This window comes from Nocardioides daejeonensis, assembly GCF_003194585.1.
Classification (GTDB): domain Bacteria; phylum Actinomycetota; class Actinomycetes; order Propionibacteriales; family Nocardioidaceae; genus Nocardioides; species Nocardioides daejeonensis.
The window spans coordinates 714,020-729,144 of sequence record NZ_QHKZ01000002.1 but is presented as its reverse complement, the minus strand read 5'-3'; the positions used below and the strand labels follow the sequence as shown (position 1 = coordinate 729,144).

Here is a 15,125-nt window from a genome sequence, read left to right as displayed (position 1 = left end):
AGCTGGCGAAGGCCAAGGAGATGGGTGCGACGCACACGGTGGACTCCTCGCAGGTCGACCCGGTCGAGGAGATCAAGCGGATCTGTGCGGAGACCTACAAGGGTGCCGAGGGTGCCGATGTAGTGGTGGAGGCGGTCGGCCGGCCCGAGACCTGGAAGCAGGCTTTTTACGCGCGTGATCTGGCCGGCACCGTGGTGCTGGTCGGCGTCCCGACTCCGGACATGTCGGTGCCGGACCTGCCGCTGATTGACGTCTTTGGTCGCGGTGGTGCGTTGAAGTCGAGCTGGTACGGCGACTGTCTGCCGTCGCGGGACTTCCCGATGTTGGTGGACCTCTATCAGCAGGGCCGACTCGACCTGGACGCCTTCGTCTCCGAGGAGATCGGTATCGGTGAGGTCGAGGCCGCGTTCGAGAAGATGCACCACGGCGACGTCCTCCGCTCGGTCGTGATCCTGTGACCGCGCGGGTCGACCACGCCGTCTCGACGGGCACCTTCAGCCTGGACGGCGAGACGTTCGACGTCGACAACAACATCTGGGTGGTGGGCGACGACACCGAGTGCATCGTGATCGACGCACCGCACTCGGTCGACGACATCCTCGCGGTCGTCGGCGAGCGCAAGGTCAAGGCAATCGTGTGCACTCACGCCCACGACGACCATGTCCGCGTCGCTCCGGCGTTGCGGCAGGCGGTCACCGCGCCGATCCTCTTGCACCCCGATGACCGGCCGCTCTGGGAGCTCACCCACACCGATGAGCTGTGGGACGTCGACCTGGCCGACGGCCAGGTGATCTCAGTCGGCGGCGTCGACCTGCGGGTGATCCACACGCCCGGCCACGCTCCCGGCGCGGTCTGCCTGTACGCCGAGTCGCTGGGCTGCATCTTCACTGGCGACACCCTCTTCCAGGGTGGGCCGGGCGCGACGGGGCGCTCCTTCAGCGACCGCGGCACGTTGGAGGCCTCGATCCGGGCAGCGCTCTGGCAGCTTCCGGAGGAGACGGTGGTGCACACCGGTCACGGTGACGACACCACCATCGGCGCGGAGAAGGCCCTGCTGGGCTGATCGGCATCAGTGGTTTCCGGTGGCGGCGAGCCCGGCGCCCAGCGCGACGAGCGAGCCGCCACCGACCCACCCCATCGCCGCGCCGCGGGAGGGAGAGGCCGCGAACCAGTCCCGCAGCCCGGCCGCGGTGATCGCCCACACGGAGTCGGAGAGCAGGCCGATCACCACGGCCATCAGCCCCAGAGTCAGCAGTTGCAGCGTCACCTGGCCCGCCTCCGGACGGACGAAGGGCGGCAGCAGCGCCGCGAAGATCAGGAATGCCTTGGGGTTGCTGATCCCGACCACGAAGCCTTGCCGGATCGCGACCCGTGAGGACAGGCCACGGCTCACCGTGTCATCGGTGACGGCCACCTCGTCGTTGCGGTGCCTGATCGCCTGGACGCCGAGCCAGATCAGGTAGGTGGCACCAACCAGCTTGACCACCAAGAAGACGGTGGCCGACGTGGTGACCACGGCGCCCAGCCCGAAGGCGACCAGCAGCAGGATCACCGCCAGGCCGATCGTGTTGCCGACCACGCTGGCCAGCGCCACTCCGCGGCCGTGCGCGAGTGCTCGTCCCACGACGAAGACCACGCTGGGGCCGGGGATCGCGATCAGGACGAAGGCGGCAACGCCGAAGCCGACGAGCTGGCTGGTGGTGACGGGGAGCATGGGACAACGGTAGGCGTGTCGACGGATCGGTGCGACCGGATTGCCGAGGCATGGCGCCACTGGAACCGTGACAGTTCTACTGGCATAGTGGCGCCATGGGCGATGGCTACTTCCCGCACGGCTCCCTGCTCCGTCACGTGCAGTCCCACCGCGCCGTCGGGCAGACCTACGGGCAGCGAGCGCTGGTGGTCGGAGCTACCCACCCGGTGCCCTACGTCGGCACCAGCTCCTCGACGAAGGCCAAGGAGCGGCCGTTCATGCGGCTCTCGGCAACGGCCGAGGCGTTCGAGTCGATCTTCTTCGGTGATCGAGCCGAGGCCGATCGCGTGCTGGCGATGGTCCATCACATGCACACCCGGGTCCATGGCAGCCTCGACCGTGACGAGGGGGACTTCCCGGCCGGGACGCCGTACGACGCCTTCGACCCCGAGCTCATGCTCTGGACGATGGGCATGCTGGCCGATTCCTCCCGCGTCGCTTTCGAGACGCTCGTGCGCCCGCTGTCTTCGGCGGAGCGCGAGGAGTTGTGGCAGGAGTGGATCCGCTTCGGTGAGCTCTTCGGCATGCCCCGCTCGGTGGCTCCCGCTACGGCCGGAGAGTTCGACGAGTGGTTGGGCGCGCACCTCGGCGGATCTCGTTTCCACGTCACCGAGGAGGCACGCGTGGTGGGACGCGCCATCGTCACCGCCATGCCGGTGCCGCTCTCGATGCGGTTGGGTGTGGCCGGCACCAACCTGGTGGTGATGGGGATGCTGCCCGGGCGGGTGCGCCAGGCCTTCGGTTTCGGCTGGACGCCTGCTCACGCCGCTGCCTTCGCTGCCATCACCGCCTCGGTGCGGGCCTCCCACGCGGTCGTACCGGAGCGGTTCCGGCTCGGCCGCAACACCGGGCTCTTCCACCTCGTCAGCGCCACCGAGCGCAAGATCATCGCCCGTGGTGGTCGCACCATGGAGCTTCCCGCCGCCTGACCCGCCGACTTCGCGCAAATGAGAGGTTGAGTTCGCGCATATGGCAGCCCGGCTGCCATATGCGCGAACTCAATGCACCATTTGCGCGAACTCAATGCGCGATTTGCGCGAACTCGACGGTCAGGGGAGCGGGGCGACGAGGAGGGCGGCGCCGGCGCCGGCGATCCGGGTGAGGACGAGGGTGGCGCTCTGGTCTCCGGTGAGGGCGAGCCGCTTGCGCAACTGCTCCGGTACGACGTCGACGCCGCGCGTCTTGATGGTCAGGCTCCCGACGCCACGCGCACGCAACGCGGCCTTCAACTGCTTCTCACGGTAGGGGAGTCGCTCCACGACCCGGTAGGCGCGAGCGAAGGGGGTGCGGAACTCGTCGTCGGAGGTGACCCAGGCGATGTGCTCGTCGACGAGGCCGCCGCGCACCCCGGCGGCGACGGCGGTCACCAGCCCGGCTCGGATCACAGCGCCGTCCGGCTCGTAGAGGAAGTCGCCGAGGTCGCGGACCGGGCGCGGCTGGCCCTGGTAGGGATCGTCCTCCTCGGTCAACGTCGCGAGGCCCGCCTGCCCGGCCGGATGGGCAGGGATGACAGTGGCGCGGCGGCGACAGGTGGTCAGGGGGCCGCACCAGAGCGCCGCCTCCTTCACCTCGCCGCGGTCGCTGACCCACTCCGCCTCGAGCCGGTCGGGCAGGAGGTCGTGGCCGATCCCGGGTGCGACCTTCACGACGGCGGCCCGGTCGAAGAGCGATTGCACGAAGGACCAGGGCGGCGTCCAGCCCTCGACATCGAAGACCCGGCCGCGGCCGCCGCGGCGCGCGGGGTCGGCGAAGACCGCGCCGAAGCCGCGGAGGTCGAGCGCAGTGCCGTCGGTGGCGGCGACCGCGCCGCCCAGGGTCAGTGCGGCGAGGTTCGCCTCGGCGATCGCGGCCCGGACCGGGTCCAGATCGACGCCCGCGACGGTCAGGCCCGCGCGTGCGAAGGCGATCAGGTCGCCGCCGATCCCGCAGCCGAGGTCGATCACGCTGCTCGGCTGTGCAGCCGCCAGTCGGCCGGCGCGGTGCGCCGCCACGGCGGCGCGGGTCGCCTGCTCGAGGGCATCGGGGGTGAAGTACATCCGCGCCGCGTCGGCACCGAACTTCGCCGCGGCGTCGAGCCGCAGCCGGACCTGCGTGAGCGCGGCCGCGGCCCGGGCGGCGTCACTCTCGGTGCGGCGTACCTCGGTGGCGGTGCGGACCGGATCGCCGGCGTGTGCGGCGTGCGCCTCGGCGGCCGCGTCCAGCAGGCGTTGGCCGGGCTCGGTCAGCAGCCACCGAAAGGTCTCCAGATCCACCTGCACATTCTTGCAACCCCCAGCGCTGGCACTCGCTTGGCCTGAGTGCTAGCGTCTGTTCTGGCACTCTCGCCCCGAGGGTGCCAGCGCTTGCACGAAGGTATGACCCCCGCGACGGCACACCCCAGCGCAGGCTCGAACGTTGCGCGGAGCTTCGTCTCCGCAACCGTGTCAGTTCCAGTGGAGAAAGTGGAGGTTGATCCGAAGTGTCGGTCAACATCAAGCCCCTCGAGGACCGCATCGTCGTCAAGCAGCTCGACGCCGAGCAGACCACGGCTTCCGGCCTGGTCATCCCTGACACCGCGAAGGAGAAGCCCCAGGAGGGCGAGGTCGTCGCGGTGGGTCCCGGCCGTTTCAACGAGGATGGCGACGAGCGCATCCCGATGGACATCTCGGTCGGTGACAAGGTCATCTACAGCAAGTACGGCGGCACCGAGGTCAAGTACTCCGGCCAGGAGTACCTGATCCTCTCGGCCCGCGACGTGCTGGCGATCGTTTCCTGATTTTCCGATAGTCCCTGACGTTTCGCATCCGAAGAATCAGTTCTGAGGTGCGAAACATCAGGGACTATCTCCCTTTTTGAGCTTTTCGAGCAAGGAGAGACATGCCGAAGATCCTCGAGTTCGACGAGAACGCTCGTCGGGCGCTGGAGAAGGGCGTCGACGCCCTCGCCAACGCCGTGAAGGTGACGCTCGGTCCCAAGGGCCGCTACGTGGTCCTGGACAAGAAGTGGGGCGCGCCCACGATCACCAACGACGGTGTGACCGTGGCCCGCGAGGTGGAGCTGGACGACCCGTTCGAGAACCTGGGTGCCCAGCTCACCAAGGAGGTCGCCACCAAGACCAACGACATCGCCGGTGACGGCACCACCACCGCCACCGTGCTGGCCCAGGCGATGGTCCACGAGGGCCTGCGCGCCGTGGCCGCCGGCGCGAACCCGATGGGCCTCAAGCGGGGTATGGACGCCGCGGCCGACGCCGTCGGCGCCGCGCTGCGCGACGCCGCCCGCGAGGTGGAGTCGAAGGAGGACATGGCGTCGGTCGCCACGATCTCCAGCCGCGACGCCCACATCGGCGAGCTGCTCGCCGATGCCTTCGACAAGGTGGGCAAGGACGGTGTCATCACCGTCGAGGAGTCCAACACCATGGGCACCGAGCTCGAGTTCACCGAGGGCATGCAGTTCGACAAGGGCTACATCTCGGCGTACTTCGTGACCGACCCCGAGGCGATGGAGGCGGTTCTCGACGACCCCTACATCCTGCTGCACCAGGGCAAGATCTCCTCGGTCTCCGAGCTGGTCCCGATCCTGGAGAAGGTCATCGCGACGGGTCGCCCGCTCTTCATCCTCGCCGAGGACGTCGAGGGCGAGGCGCTCTCCACCCTGGTGGTCAACAAGATCAAGGGCACCTTCAAGGCCGTCGCCGTGAAGTCGCCTGCGTTCGGCGACCGCCGTAAGGCCATGATGCAGGACATCGCCGTCCTGACCGGTGGTCAGGTCGTTGCTCCCGAGGTCGGTCTCAAGCTCGACCAGGTTGGCCTCGAGGTGCTGGGTCAGGCCCGGCGCGTCGTGGTCACCAAGGACAACACCACCATCGTCGACGGTGCCGGTGACGCCACCGCGGTCGAGGGCCGGGTCAACCAGATCAAGGCCGAGATCGAGTCCTCGGACTCCGACTGGGACACCGAGAAGCTGCAGGAGCGCCTCGCCAAGCTTGCTGGCGGCGTCTGCGTGATCAAGGTCGGCGCCGCCACCGAGGTCGAGCTCAAGGAGAAGAAGCACCGGATCGAGGACGCCGTCTCCGCGACGCGCGCCGCGATCGAGGAGGGCATCGTCGCCGGTGGTGGCTCCGCGCTCATCCACGCGGTCAGCGTCCTCGACGGTGACCTCGGCCTGACCGGTGACGAGGCGGTCGGCGTCCGTGTGGTCCGCCGGGCCGCCGACGAGCCGCTGCGCTGGATCGCCGAGAACGGCGGTGAGAACGGCTACGTCGTGACCACCAAGGTGCGCGAGCTCGGCGTCGGCCAGGGCTACAACGCTGCCACTGGTGAGTACGGCGACCTGGTCGCCCAGGGCGTGCTCGACCCGGTCAAGGTGACCCGGTCGGCGCTGGTCAACGCCACCTCCATCGCGGGCATGCTGCTCACCACCGAGACCCTGGTGGTGGACAAGCCCGAGGAGGAGGAAGAGGCCGCAGCCGGTCACGGCCACGGTCACGGGCACGGGCACTGACCTGAGTCCTCACGAAACACCTCAGGACCCGCCCGGGGCCATCGGCCCCGGGCGGGTCTGGGTTTTCCTCGTGCTGTTGGCGAGCCTGAGCATGCTCGGCCCCTTCAGCATCGACACACCGTTTCCGGCGTTCGCCGAGATGCGCGGCGAGTTCGGGGTCGGCACGTCGGAGATGCAGTGGGTGGTCAGCACCTACATGCTGGCGTTCGCAGCGATGAGCCCCTTCCACGGCCCGCTCTCGGACGCCATCGGGCGCAAGCCGGTGATGGTCGGCGGCGTCGCCGTCTACGCGGTCGCTTCGATCGGCTGCGCCCTCGCGCCCAGCTTCGAGACCCTGTTGGTCTTCCGTGCCCTGCAAGGGCTGGCCGCCGGGGGAGGGGTGATCGTCTCCCGCACGGTGATCCGCGACGTCTTCGACGGTCCCGAGGCCCAGCGTCTGATGAGCATCGCGATGATGATCTTCGGTGTCGCGCCCGCATTGGCCCCGATCATCGGCGGGCTCCTGCTCCAGCTCGGTCCGTGGAGCGTCGTCTTCTGGTTCCTCGCCGCCGTCGGCCTCGCGCTGAGTACGGCGACCCTCGCCCTGTTGCCGGAGACCCACCCGGTCGAACGCAGGATCCCGCTGCGGGTGGGTGCGCTGCTGCAGGGGCTCGTCCGTCCGGCGCGCGACCTCTCCTTCCACCGGATCGCCTGGTCCGCCGCACTCGCGTTCGGCGGCCAGTTCCTCTACATCGGCGCGGCCGCGATCTTCGTCGTCGACCTGCTCGGCCGCGGCGAGATGGACTTCTGGATGTTCTTCGTTCCGATGATCGGCGGCATGGTGACCGGGGCCTGGATCAGTGGCCGCAGCGCGGGCCGGATCAGCGGCCGTGCGCTGATCACCGGAGCTCTCTGCTTCTCCTTCGTCGGCGCGCTCGTCAACGTGGGCCTGGCGCTGGGACCGACCGAGGCGCACCTGCCCTGGGCCGTGATCGGTCCGGCGTTGATCGCCGTCGGCTCCGGTGCCGCCTATCCGTCGCAGCAGCTGGCCCTGCTCGACCTGCATCCCGAGTCGCGGGGCGGGGTCGTCTCGCTCTTCACCTTCTTCTCGCTGGTGCTCAATGCACTCGTCGCCTCCTTGCTGGTGCCACACGTGACCGGTTCGGTGCTGCAGCTGGCGCTGGCCGGCCTGGTGATGGTGACCGGGGGTCTGGCCTGCTGGATCTGGCACCTGCGCACAGTTCCGCCGTTGGTGCCCGCACGCCCCTGACCGGCGAGCGGCGCGGTGCTCGCGTCGCGTCCTGCCGGCGAAGCGCAGGGACTCAGCCGGCCGACGGGGCTGGGCTGGGGTCGGCGGTGACGGCGCTCAGCAGCCGGACGCTGCGCGCGGTCATCTCCTCGGCAGTGACCTCGGGGTGGTTGAGCCACCAGACCACCAGGGCGTCGAAGACCGAGGCCCAGACCGCGGCGAGAGCGTCCGCGTCAAGGGGATCCCGGTTGCCGCCGCGGGCGAGCATCTCGGCGGTGCCCTCCGCGCCGCGCTCGGTGAGCCGGGCGGTGTAGCGCTCGACGATCGCATCGAGCGCCGGGGTCGCCGGACGGGTGGCGTCGAAGAAGAGCCGCCAGATCCAGCGGCGTTCCTCAAGCGTCTTGAAGATGCCCTCGAGTGTGACCAGGGCGCGCTCGAGGCCGACGTGCCCGCTGGCGGCGGTGCGGTCGATGTCGTCGGCGATGAGGTCCCCGGCGTGGCGGAGGCACGCCTCGAAGAGTCCCTCCTTCGAGCCGAAGTAGCTGTAGACCAGCGGCTTGGAGATGCCGGCGTCGTGGGCGACGTCCGTCATGGAGACCGCCGCATAGCCGTGCTCGCCGAACGCTCGGCAGGCGCTCTCCAGGATCTCTGCCTCCCGCACCGCGCGGGGGACGCCCTTGGAGCCCGCGTTGGGGCGGGGGCGTGAGGTCATGGCCGCACTCTATCCAGACGATATGAACGCGTGGTAATTTACCCGAGAGTCATATCAAGGAGGCGCCATGCAGGAACTGCTCGATCCGGCCGAGAACCCGCTGACCTACGCGATCCCGTTCTTCGTCCTCACCATCGTGCTCGAGCTCGCCGCCCTGAAGTGGCTCGACCATGACGACAACGCCACCGGCTACGCCTTCAAGGACTCGCGGACCAGCATCGGGATGGGGGCCATCTCGCTGATCTTCTCGACGCTCTTCAAGCTGGGCAGCTTCGTCGTCTTCAGCGCGGTCTTCCTGTGGTGGGCGCCCTGGCATCTGGACGTGGGCGCCTGGTGGTATTGGCCGTCGCTCATCCTTGCTCTCGACCTCTCCTTCTACTGGAGTCATCGCTTCGTGCACCGGGTCAACGTCGGCTGGGCCGCACACCAGGCGCACCACTCCAGCGAGTACATGAACTTCGGCACCGCGCTGCGCCAGAAGTGGAACCCGTGGTTCGAGCTGATCTTCTGGATGCCGCTGCCGCTGCTCGGATTCGCGCCGTGGACGATCTACGTGGCGTTCTCGGTCAACCTCGTCTACCAGTTCTTCGTGCACACCGAGTTGATCGACAAGCTCCCGCGACCGATCGAGTTCGTCTTCAACACCCCGTCCCACCACCGGGTGCACCACGGCTCCGACCCGGAGTACCTCGACCGCAACTACGGCGGGATGCTGATCGTCTGGGACCGGATGTTCGGCACCTTCACCCCCGAACGGCAGCGGCCGACGTACGGGCTCACCAAGCCGGTGGAGACCTACAACATGCTCAAGCTCCAGTACGGCGACTACGTGGCCATCGGCCGCCAGGTGCGTCATGCGCGCTCCTGGCGGGAGCGGGCGGGCTACCTCTTCGGGCCGCCTGGCTGGCAGCCCGAAGGAGGGACGCCGTATGCCTCCGTGGAAGCGGGGGCGGGCGCTCGGATCAGTGCTTCTGGCAGGTCCTAGACTGGAGCTGTGGAGATCCCTGAGAAGTTCGCACCGCTCGGCCTGACCTACGACGACGTCCTGCTCCTCCCGGGCTACTCGGACCTCGCCCCTGACGAGATCGACACCACCAGCCGGCTGACCCGGGAGATCTCCCTGCGTGTCCCGCTGGTGAGCGCCGCGATGGACACCGTCACCGAGTCCCGGATGGCGATCGCCATGGCGCGTGAGGGCGGCATGGGAGTGCTGCACCGCAACCTCTCCATCGAGGACCAGGCCTACCAGGTCGACCTGGTGAAGCGGACCCAGACCGGGATCATCTCCAACCCGCTGACCATCGGCCCCGATGCGACGCTCGAGGAGCTCGACAAGCTGTGCGGTGAGTACCGGGTGTCGGGACTCCCGGTCGTCGACTCCGGCAACGTGCTGCTCGGCATCATCACCAACCGTGACCTCCGGTTCACGCCGGTCGCGGAGTGGGCCACGACCAAGGTCGACGAGATGATGACGCCGATGCCGCTGATCACCGGGTACTCCGGCATCAGCCGCGACGAGGCCACCGCGCTGCTGCGCAAGCACAAGCGCGAGCGGCTCCCGCTGATCGACGAGCAGAACCGGTTGACCGGGCTCATCACCGTCAAGGACTTCGTGAAGGGGGAGCAGTTCCCGCACGCGTCCTACGACGCCGACGGGCGGCTCCTGGTCGGCGCGGCGATCGGCTACTTCGGCGACGCCTGGACGCGGGCCACGACGCTGATCGAGGCGGGCGTCGACGTGCTGGTCGCCGACACCGCCCACGGCCACGTGCGGATGCTGCTCGAGATGGTGCAGCGACTGAAGAGCGACCCGGCCACCAAGCACGTCCAGGTGATCGGCGGCAACGTCGCCACGACCGAGGGCGCCCAGGCGTTCGTCGAGGCCGGCGCCGACGCGGTCAAGGTCGGTGTCGGACCGGGCTCCATCTGCACTACTCGCATCGTCACGGGCGTCGGCGCCCCCCAGGTCTCCGCGGTGTACGCCGCCGCGCAGGCATGCAGGCCGGCCGGGGTCCCGGTGATCGCCGACGGCGGCATGAAGCACTCGGGTGAGATCGCCAAGGCGATCGTCGCGGGCGCCGACTCCGTCATGGTCGGCTCGCTGCTCGCGGGATGTGAGGAGTCGCCCGGCGAGCTGCTCTTCGTGAACGGCAAGCAGTTCAAGGCCTACCGGGGGATGGGCTCCCTGGGTGCGATGTCGAGCCGGGGCAAGAAGTCCTACTCCAAGGACCGCTACTTCCAGGCAGAGGTCACCAGCGACGACATGATCGTGCCTGAGGGAATCGAAGGCCAGGTGGCCTACCAGGGCCCGCTCGGCCAGGTCGTGCATCAGCTGGTCGGCGGCCTGCACCAGTCGATGTTCTACGTCGGCGCCCGCACCGTGCCCGAGCTCCAGGAGAACGGCCGGTTCACCCGGATCACCTCCGCCTCCTTGAAGGAGAGCCACCCACACGGCGTGCAGATGACGGTAGAAGCACCGAACTACAGCGGGATCTGAGTCTCGACAGGCTCGACCACCGGGTCTCGACAGGCTCGACCACCGGGTCTCGACAGGCTCGACCACCGAAAGAAGGCAAGTTGACTGAGATCGAGATCGGCCGCGCCAAGCGCGCTCGCCGCGCCTACTCCTTCGATGACATCGCGATCGTCCCGTCGCGGCGTACCCGCGACCCGGAGGAGGTGAGCACCGCCTGGCAGATCGATGCGTACCGCTTCGAGCTGCCCGTCATGGCTGCGCCCATGGACTCCGTCATGTCGCCGGAGACCGCCATCGCCTTCGGCCGGATGGGGGGTCTCGGCGTCCTTGACCTCGAGGGCCTGTGGACCCGGTACGACGACCCGTCGCCCCTCTTCGAGGAGGTGGCCGAGCTGCGTGGCGTCGCCGCCACCCAGCGGATGCAGGAGATCTACGCCGAGCCGATCAAGCCGGAGCTGATCACCGAGCGCCTGCGACAGATGCGTGAGGCCGGGGTCACGGTGGCTGGATCGCTCTCACCGCAGCGCACCAAGGAGTTCGCCAAGACGGTCGTCGACGCCGGGGTGGACATGTTCGTCATCCGCGGCACCACGGTCTCGGCCGAGCACGTCTCGAGCCAGGCCGAGCCGCTGAACCTCAAGGAGTTCATCTACGAGCTCGACGTGCCGGTCATCGTCGGCGGCTGTGCGACCTACCAGGCCGCGCTGCACCTGATGCGGACGGGTGCGGCAGGCGTGCTGGTCGGCTTCGGCGGGGGCGCCGCCCACACGACTCGCACGGTCCTCGGTGTCGCGGTGCCGATGGCCTCGGCCGTAGCCGATGTCGCCGCTGCTCGCCGCGACTACCTCGACGAGTCCGGTGGTCGCTACGTCCACGTCATCGCGGACGGCTCGATCGGCCGCTCGGGCGACATCGCCAAGGCGGTCGCCTGCGGCGCCGACGCGGTGATGGTGGGCTCGCCGCTCGCACGTGCCTACGAGGCTCCGGGACGTGGCTTCCACTGGGGCGCCGAGGCGTGGCACGGCAAGCTTCCGCGGGGCGAGCGGGTCGAGTTCGGCACCATCGGCTCGCTGGAGGAGATCCTCTTCGGTCCCTCCCGCGTCGCCGACGGCACGATGAACCTGATCGGCGCGCTGCGCCGCTCGATGGCCACCACCGGCTACACGGAGCTCAAGGAGTTCCAGCGGGTCGGTGTCGTCGTCGAATGACGGCTGAGGGCCTGCGACCGCTGCGGGTGGCTGCCGGCCAGGCCGCAACGGTCTGCGGGGATGTCGCGGCCAACGTCGCGGCCGCGGTGGGCCTCGCCCACACGGCTGCGGCACGCGGAGCCCGGCTGCTGGTGCTGCCGGAGGCGTTCCTGACCGGCTACTGTCCTGAGGCGTTCACGGGTCCTGTGCCGGAGGCCGAGCGGCTGGGCGACGACCTCGCCCCGCTGGCGCATGCCGCCGCGGAGACCGGTTGCACCGTCGTGGTGAGCACGCCGTTGAGGCGCGGGGAGCGGCGTACGTTGTCGAGCGTGGTGGTCTCGCCCGATGGCGCGATCAGCCCGCTGTATGACAAGCAGCACCTCTCCGGTTACGAGAGCGACTACTTCGTCGCCGGCGAGGGCGGCGCCTCGATCGTGGTCGAGGGCTGGGAGCTGGCGCTCGGGATCTGCTACGACGCCTCCTTCCCGGAGCATGCCCGCGCCGCCGCGCTGGACGGGGCGCAGGCCTATCTGGTCTCGGCGGCGTTCTTCCCCGGCGGCGCGGAGCGGCGCAACCTCTACTGCGCTGCGCGCGCCCTCGACAACGGCATGTACGTCGTCTTCGCCGGGCTGGTCGGCAGCTGTGGTCCGGAGCGTTTCATCGGCGGGTCCGGCATCTACGACCCGCTCGGTGGCCTGGTCGCCCGGATCGAGGAGGAGCCAGGCGTCGTCGTGGCCGACCTCGACCCCGATGTGATCGCTCGTACCCGCGTGGATCACCCGATGCTGGTGGACCGGCGCGTGGATCTCGGCCTTCGCCGGGTGCACCGGAGCTCGACGTCTCCACTGTCCTGACACACTGGCCCTCATGAGGCCGACGCAGCCCGACAGTCCCGATCTCGTCCCTGGCGTGCTGAGCCCGAGCGCTCGCGAGCACGCGCTCGTCTCGCTCGCCGACACGGTGCGACCTGGCGCGGAGCTCGATGTCCTCGTCGTCGGTGGGGGAGTAGTCGGCGCCGGCACGGCCCTGGACGCGGTCACGCGCGGCCTGAGCACCGGGTTGGTCGAGCAGCGCGATCTCGCCTCCGGCACCTCCAGCCGCAGCAGCAAGCTGATCCACGGTGGCCTGCGCTACCTGGAGATGTTCGACTTCGGCCTGGTCCGTGAGGCGTTGGAGGAGCGCGGGCTGCTGCTCACCCGGTTGGCGCCGCACCTGGTCCATCCGGTGCCGTTCCTCTACCCGCTGCACAGCGCCGTCGAGCGCCCCTACGTCGGCGCGGGACTGGCTCTCTACGACGCGATGGCAAGGGCCGGCAAGTACGACGTCGGCCTGCCGCGGCACAGGCACCTCTTCCGCAGGCAGGTCGCGCGGTTGGCGCCCGACCTGCGTACCGACGAGATCACCGGAGCGATCAGGTACTACGACGCCCAGGTCGACGACGCCCGCCTGGTCCTCACCATCGCGCGTACGGCGGCACGTCACGGTGCCCATGTCGCCACCCGGACCCGGGTCGTCGGCTTCCTGCGCGAGGGGGAGCGCGTGGTGGGCGTGACCGCCCGCGACCTCGAGACGGGCCGTACCTTCGACGTGCGGGCGCGTGTCGTGGTCAACGCGGCGGGGGTGTGGACCGACGACATCCAGGAGATGGTCGGCGGCCGGGGCGCGCTCAACGTCCAAGCCAGCAAGGGCATCCACCTCGTCGTACCGCGCGACCGGATCCGCTCGGAGTGTGGCTTCATCACCCGCACGGAGAAGTCGGTGCTCTTCGTGATCCCGTGGGGCCGGCACTGGATCATCGGCACCACCGACACCGCCTGGCGCTTCGACAAGGCGCATCCCGCGGCTTCGCGCGCCGACATCGACTACGTGCTGGGGCACGTCAACACCATCCTGCGCGAGCCGCTCGACCACGACGATGTCGAGGGCGTCTATGCCGGGCTGCGGCCGCTGCTCACCGGTGAGTCCGAGCCCACCTCGAAGATCTCCCGCGAGCACACCGTCGTCACTCCGGTGCCAGGGCTGGTCATGATCGCGGGGGGCAAGCTCACCACCTATCGGGTGATGGGCAAGGACGCGGTCGATGCCGCCGCGCACTCCTTGCGCACCACGATCAACGCTGTGGTGCCCGACTCGATCACCGACCGAGTGCCCTTGCTTGGTGCCGAAGGGCACGAGGCGCGGGCGAACCAGCGGGTGGCTCTCGCGCGGCGGGCGGGGGTGCACGTCAGCCGGATCGACCACCTCCTGGGCAGGTACGGCGGGCTGGTCGACGACTTCGTCGACCTGCTGGCGCGACGCCCCGACCTCAACGTCGCCCTGTCTGGAGCCGATGACTACCTCGCTGCCGAGGTCGTCTACGCGGTCACGCATGAGGGAGCGCAGCATCTCGACGATGTGCTGGTGCGGCGCACCAGGGTGGCGATCGAGTCGTTCGACCGGGGGGTGGCTGCGGCACGGCCCGCCGCTCAGTTGATGGCCGGTGAGCTCGGATGGACGGCGGCGCGGGTCGAGGAGGAGGTCGACCACTACCTGCGCCGCGTGGAGGCGGAGCGGATCAGCCAGGCCAAGCCGACCGACCAGGAGGCCGACGAGGCCCGGGTGCGTCCCCGGCACCCCGCCTGACGCCTGCTACGCCGGGTTCGGCCCGACGCCGTGCATGACCAGGTCGACGATCTGGTCGATCCAGCCCTCGTCGATCGGCAGGTGCGGACGCAGCATCAGCCGTACCACCGCAGCGCCGGCGATCAGCTCGAGGATCCGGTCGGCGTCGACGGCCGGGGAGAGCTCGCCCGCGTCGACCGCGGCGGCGATGCGTTGCCGAAGGCCCGTGAAGATGCCGCTCTGGAACCGCTCCAGCAACCGCTCGTGGAGTTCGGGGTGCCCGGCGATCTCGGTCAGCAGGCCGGGGAAGGCCGCCCGGGCGACGGGGGTGCCGAAGAGCGCAGCGGCGCCGGCGGCGAGCGTGCGCAGGTCCGCGCGGAGGTCGCCGGTGCTCGGAGGAAGCGCCGTGTAGTCCGAGGGGATGGCGACCTCGTGGACGAGGTGGGCCTTGCTCGGCCACCGTCGGTAGATGGCTGGGGTGGTGGTGCCTGCTCGCTTGGCGATCGCTCCCAGGGTCAGGCGCGCATAGCCCACCTCGACCAGGAGCGCTCCCGCAGCGTCGAGGACGGCCTCGTCGATGCGGCGGTCACGGGGCCGACCTGTGGCGGGCTCGGGTATCCGGGTCTGGTCAGGTGGAACAGGTTCTGGTTTCATTACGCCTAACATCGTAATGGGTGAGCGAGGTC

15 protein-coding genes are annotated in these 15,125 nt (G+C 69.4%); 11 read left to right on the top strand and 4 right to left on the bottom strand.

Annotation, left to right across the window (positions count from 1 at the left end):
* The coding region (locus DNK54_RS08115; protein ID WP_162602352.1) for a zinc-binding dehydrogenase at positions 1-458 on the top strand (458 nt) is incomplete at its 5' end.
* Positions 455-1,063: an MBL fold metallo-hydrolase gene (locus tag DNK54_RS08110; RefSeq protein ID WP_110206424.1), complete on the top strand. Its 609-nt coding sequence runs from the start codon at positions 455-457 to the stop codon at positions 1,061-1,063. The genes DNK54_RS08115 and DNK54_RS08110, both read left to right, overlap by 4 nt.
* A 6-nt stretch (positions 1,064-1,069) precedes the next feature.
* Here DNK54_RS08110 and DNK54_RS08105 read toward each other — a convergent pair whose 3' ends face one another.
* Positions 1,070-1,714 (bottom strand): LysE family translocator, encoded by a 645-nt coding sequence (locus DNK54_RS08105; protein WP_110206423.1) that lies wholly within the window; start codon positions 1,712-1,714, stop codon positions 1,070-1,072.
* Positions 1,715-1,809: 95 nt separating this feature from the next.
* Here DNK54_RS08105 and DNK54_RS08100 point away from each other — a divergent pair, with 95 nt between their 5' ends.
* Positions 1,810-2,682 carry an oxygenase MpaB family protein gene (locus DNK54_RS08100; protein ID WP_110206422.1) on the top strand — a complete coding sequence of 291 codons (873 nt, stop codon included), beginning with the start codon at positions 1,810-1,812 and terminating at the stop codon, positions 2,680-2,682.
* A gap of 120 nt (positions 2,683-2,802) precedes the next feature.
* Here DNK54_RS08100 and DNK54_RS08095 read toward each other — a convergent pair whose 3' ends face one another.
* Positions 2,803-4,005, bottom strand: coding sequence for a class I SAM-dependent methyltransferase (locus DNK54_RS08095; protein WP_110206421.1), 1,203 nt, complete (start codon positions 4,003-4,005; stop codon positions 2,803-2,805).
* Between the two features lie 206 nt (positions 4,006-4,211).
* On the opposite strand from DNK54_RS08095, the gene groES reads away from it, so the two are divergent.
* The 3 genes from groES to DNK54_RS08080 all read left to right on the top strand — a co-directional run bounded on the left by groES (position 4,212) and on the right by DNK54_RS08080 (position 7,484).
* Entirely contained in the window at positions 4,212-4,508 is a 297-nt protein-coding gene (gene groES / locus DNK54_RS08090) for a co-chaperone GroES (protein WP_110206420.1), read from the top strand.
* A 101-nt stretch (positions 4,509-4,609) separates the two neighbouring features.
* Complete coding sequence (gene groL / locus DNK54_RS08085) at positions 4,610-6,235, top strand: chaperonin GroEL (protein WP_110206419.1); 1,626 nt, start codon at positions 4,610-4,612, stop codon at positions 6,233-6,235.
* A 70-nt stretch (positions 6,236-6,305) separates the two neighbouring features.
* The gene (locus DNK54_RS08080; RefSeq protein WP_275426253.1) at positions 6,306-7,484 is read left to right on the top strand and encodes a multidrug effflux MFS transporter; all 1,179 of its coding nucleotides are present in this window, start codon (positions 6,306-6,308) and stop codon (positions 7,482-7,484) included.
* A 52-nt stretch (positions 7,485-7,536) separates the two neighbouring features.
* Here the strand turns inward: DNK54_RS08080 and DNK54_RS08075 are convergent, their stop codons facing one another.
* Positions 7,537-8,175: a TetR/AcrR family transcriptional regulator gene (locus DNK54_RS08075; RefSeq protein WP_110206417.1), complete on the bottom strand. Its 639-nt coding sequence runs from the start codon at positions 8,173-8,175 to the stop codon at positions 7,537-7,539.
* A gap of 67 nt (positions 8,176-8,242) precedes the next feature.
* Here DNK54_RS08075 and DNK54_RS08070 point away from each other — a divergent pair, with 67 nt between their 5' ends.
* The 5 genes from DNK54_RS08070 (at position 8,243) to DNK54_RS08050 (ending at position 14,460) form a co-directional block, all read left to right on the top strand.
* Complete coding sequence (locus DNK54_RS08070) at positions 8,243-9,160, top strand: sterol desaturase family protein (protein WP_110206416.1); 918 nt, start codon at positions 8,243-8,245, stop codon at positions 9,158-9,160.
* 9 nt (positions 9,161-9,169) lie between these two features.
* Complete coding sequence (guaB, locus tag DNK54_RS08065; protein ID WP_110206415.1) at positions 9,170-10,672, top strand: IMP dehydrogenase; 1,503 nt, start codon at positions 9,170-9,172, stop codon at positions 10,670-10,672.
* 80 nt (positions 10,673-10,752) lie between these two features.
* A complete protein-coding gene (locus DNK54_RS08060) occupies positions 10,753-11,859 on the top strand; it encodes a GuaB3 family IMP dehydrogenase-related protein (RefSeq protein ID WP_110206414.1) in 1,107 nt (368 codons plus the stop codon).
* Positions 11,856-12,692, top strand: coding sequence for a carbon-nitrogen hydrolase family protein (locus tag DNK54_RS08055; protein WP_110206413.1), 837 nt, complete (start codon positions 11,856-11,858; stop codon positions 12,690-12,692). Before DNK54_RS08060 ends, DNK54_RS08055 begins: the two co-directional genes overlap by 4 nt.
* Before the next feature lie 13 nt (positions 12,693-12,705).
* Positions 12,706-14,460 carry a glycerol-3-phosphate dehydrogenase/oxidase gene (locus DNK54_RS08050; RefSeq protein ID WP_110206412.1) on the top strand — a complete coding sequence of 585 codons (1,755 nt, stop codon included), beginning with the start codon at positions 12,706-12,708 and terminating at the stop codon, positions 14,458-14,460.
* A 6-nt stretch (positions 14,461-14,466) separates the two neighbouring features.
* On the opposite strand, the gene DNK54_RS08045 is transcribed toward DNK54_RS08050, so the two are convergent.
* Positions 14,467-15,093: a TetR/AcrR family transcriptional regulator gene (locus DNK54_RS08045; RefSeq protein WP_162602351.1), complete on the bottom strand. Its 627-nt coding sequence runs from the start codon at positions 15,091-15,093 to the stop codon at positions 14,467-14,469.
* Positions 15,094-15,125 lie beyond the last annotated feature (32 nt).

What these genes read in the sequence shown, in the direction of transcription:
- DNK54_RS08075 (WP_110206417.1), bottom strand. Translation starts at nt 8,175, where the DNA reads ATGACCTCACGCCCCCGCCCCAACGCGGGCTCCAAGGGCGTCCCCCGC.
- DNK54_RS08045 (WP_162602351.1), bottom strand. Translation starts at nt 15,093, where the DNA reads ATGAAACCAGAACCTGTTCCACCTGACCAGACCCGGATACCCGAGCCC.
- groL (WP_110206419.1), top strand. Translation starts at nt 4,610, where the DNA reads ATGCCGAAGATCCTCGAGTTCGACGAGAACGCTCGTCGGGCGCTGGAG.
- DNK54_RS08070 (WP_110206416.1), top strand. Translation starts at nt 8,243, where the DNA reads ATGCAGGAACTGCTCGATCCGGCCGAGAACCCGCTGACCTACGCGATC.
- DNK54_RS08055 (WP_110206413.1), top strand. Translation starts at nt 11,856, where the DNA reads ATGACGGCTGAGGGCCTGCGACCGCTGCGGGTGGCTGCCGGCCAGGCC.
- DNK54_RS08100 (WP_110206422.1), top strand. Translation starts at nt 1,810, where the DNA reads ATGGGCGATGGCTACTTCCCGCACGGCTCCCTGCTCCGTCACGTGCAG.
- DNK54_RS08050 (WP_110206412.1), top strand. Translation starts at nt 12,706, where the DNA reads ATGAGGCCGACGCAGCCCGACAGTCCCGATCTCGTCCCTGGCGTGCTG.
- DNK54_RS08105 (WP_110206423.1), bottom strand. Translation starts at nt 1,714, where the DNA reads ATGCTCCCCGTCACCACCAGCCAGCTCGTCGGCTTCGGCGTTGCCGCC.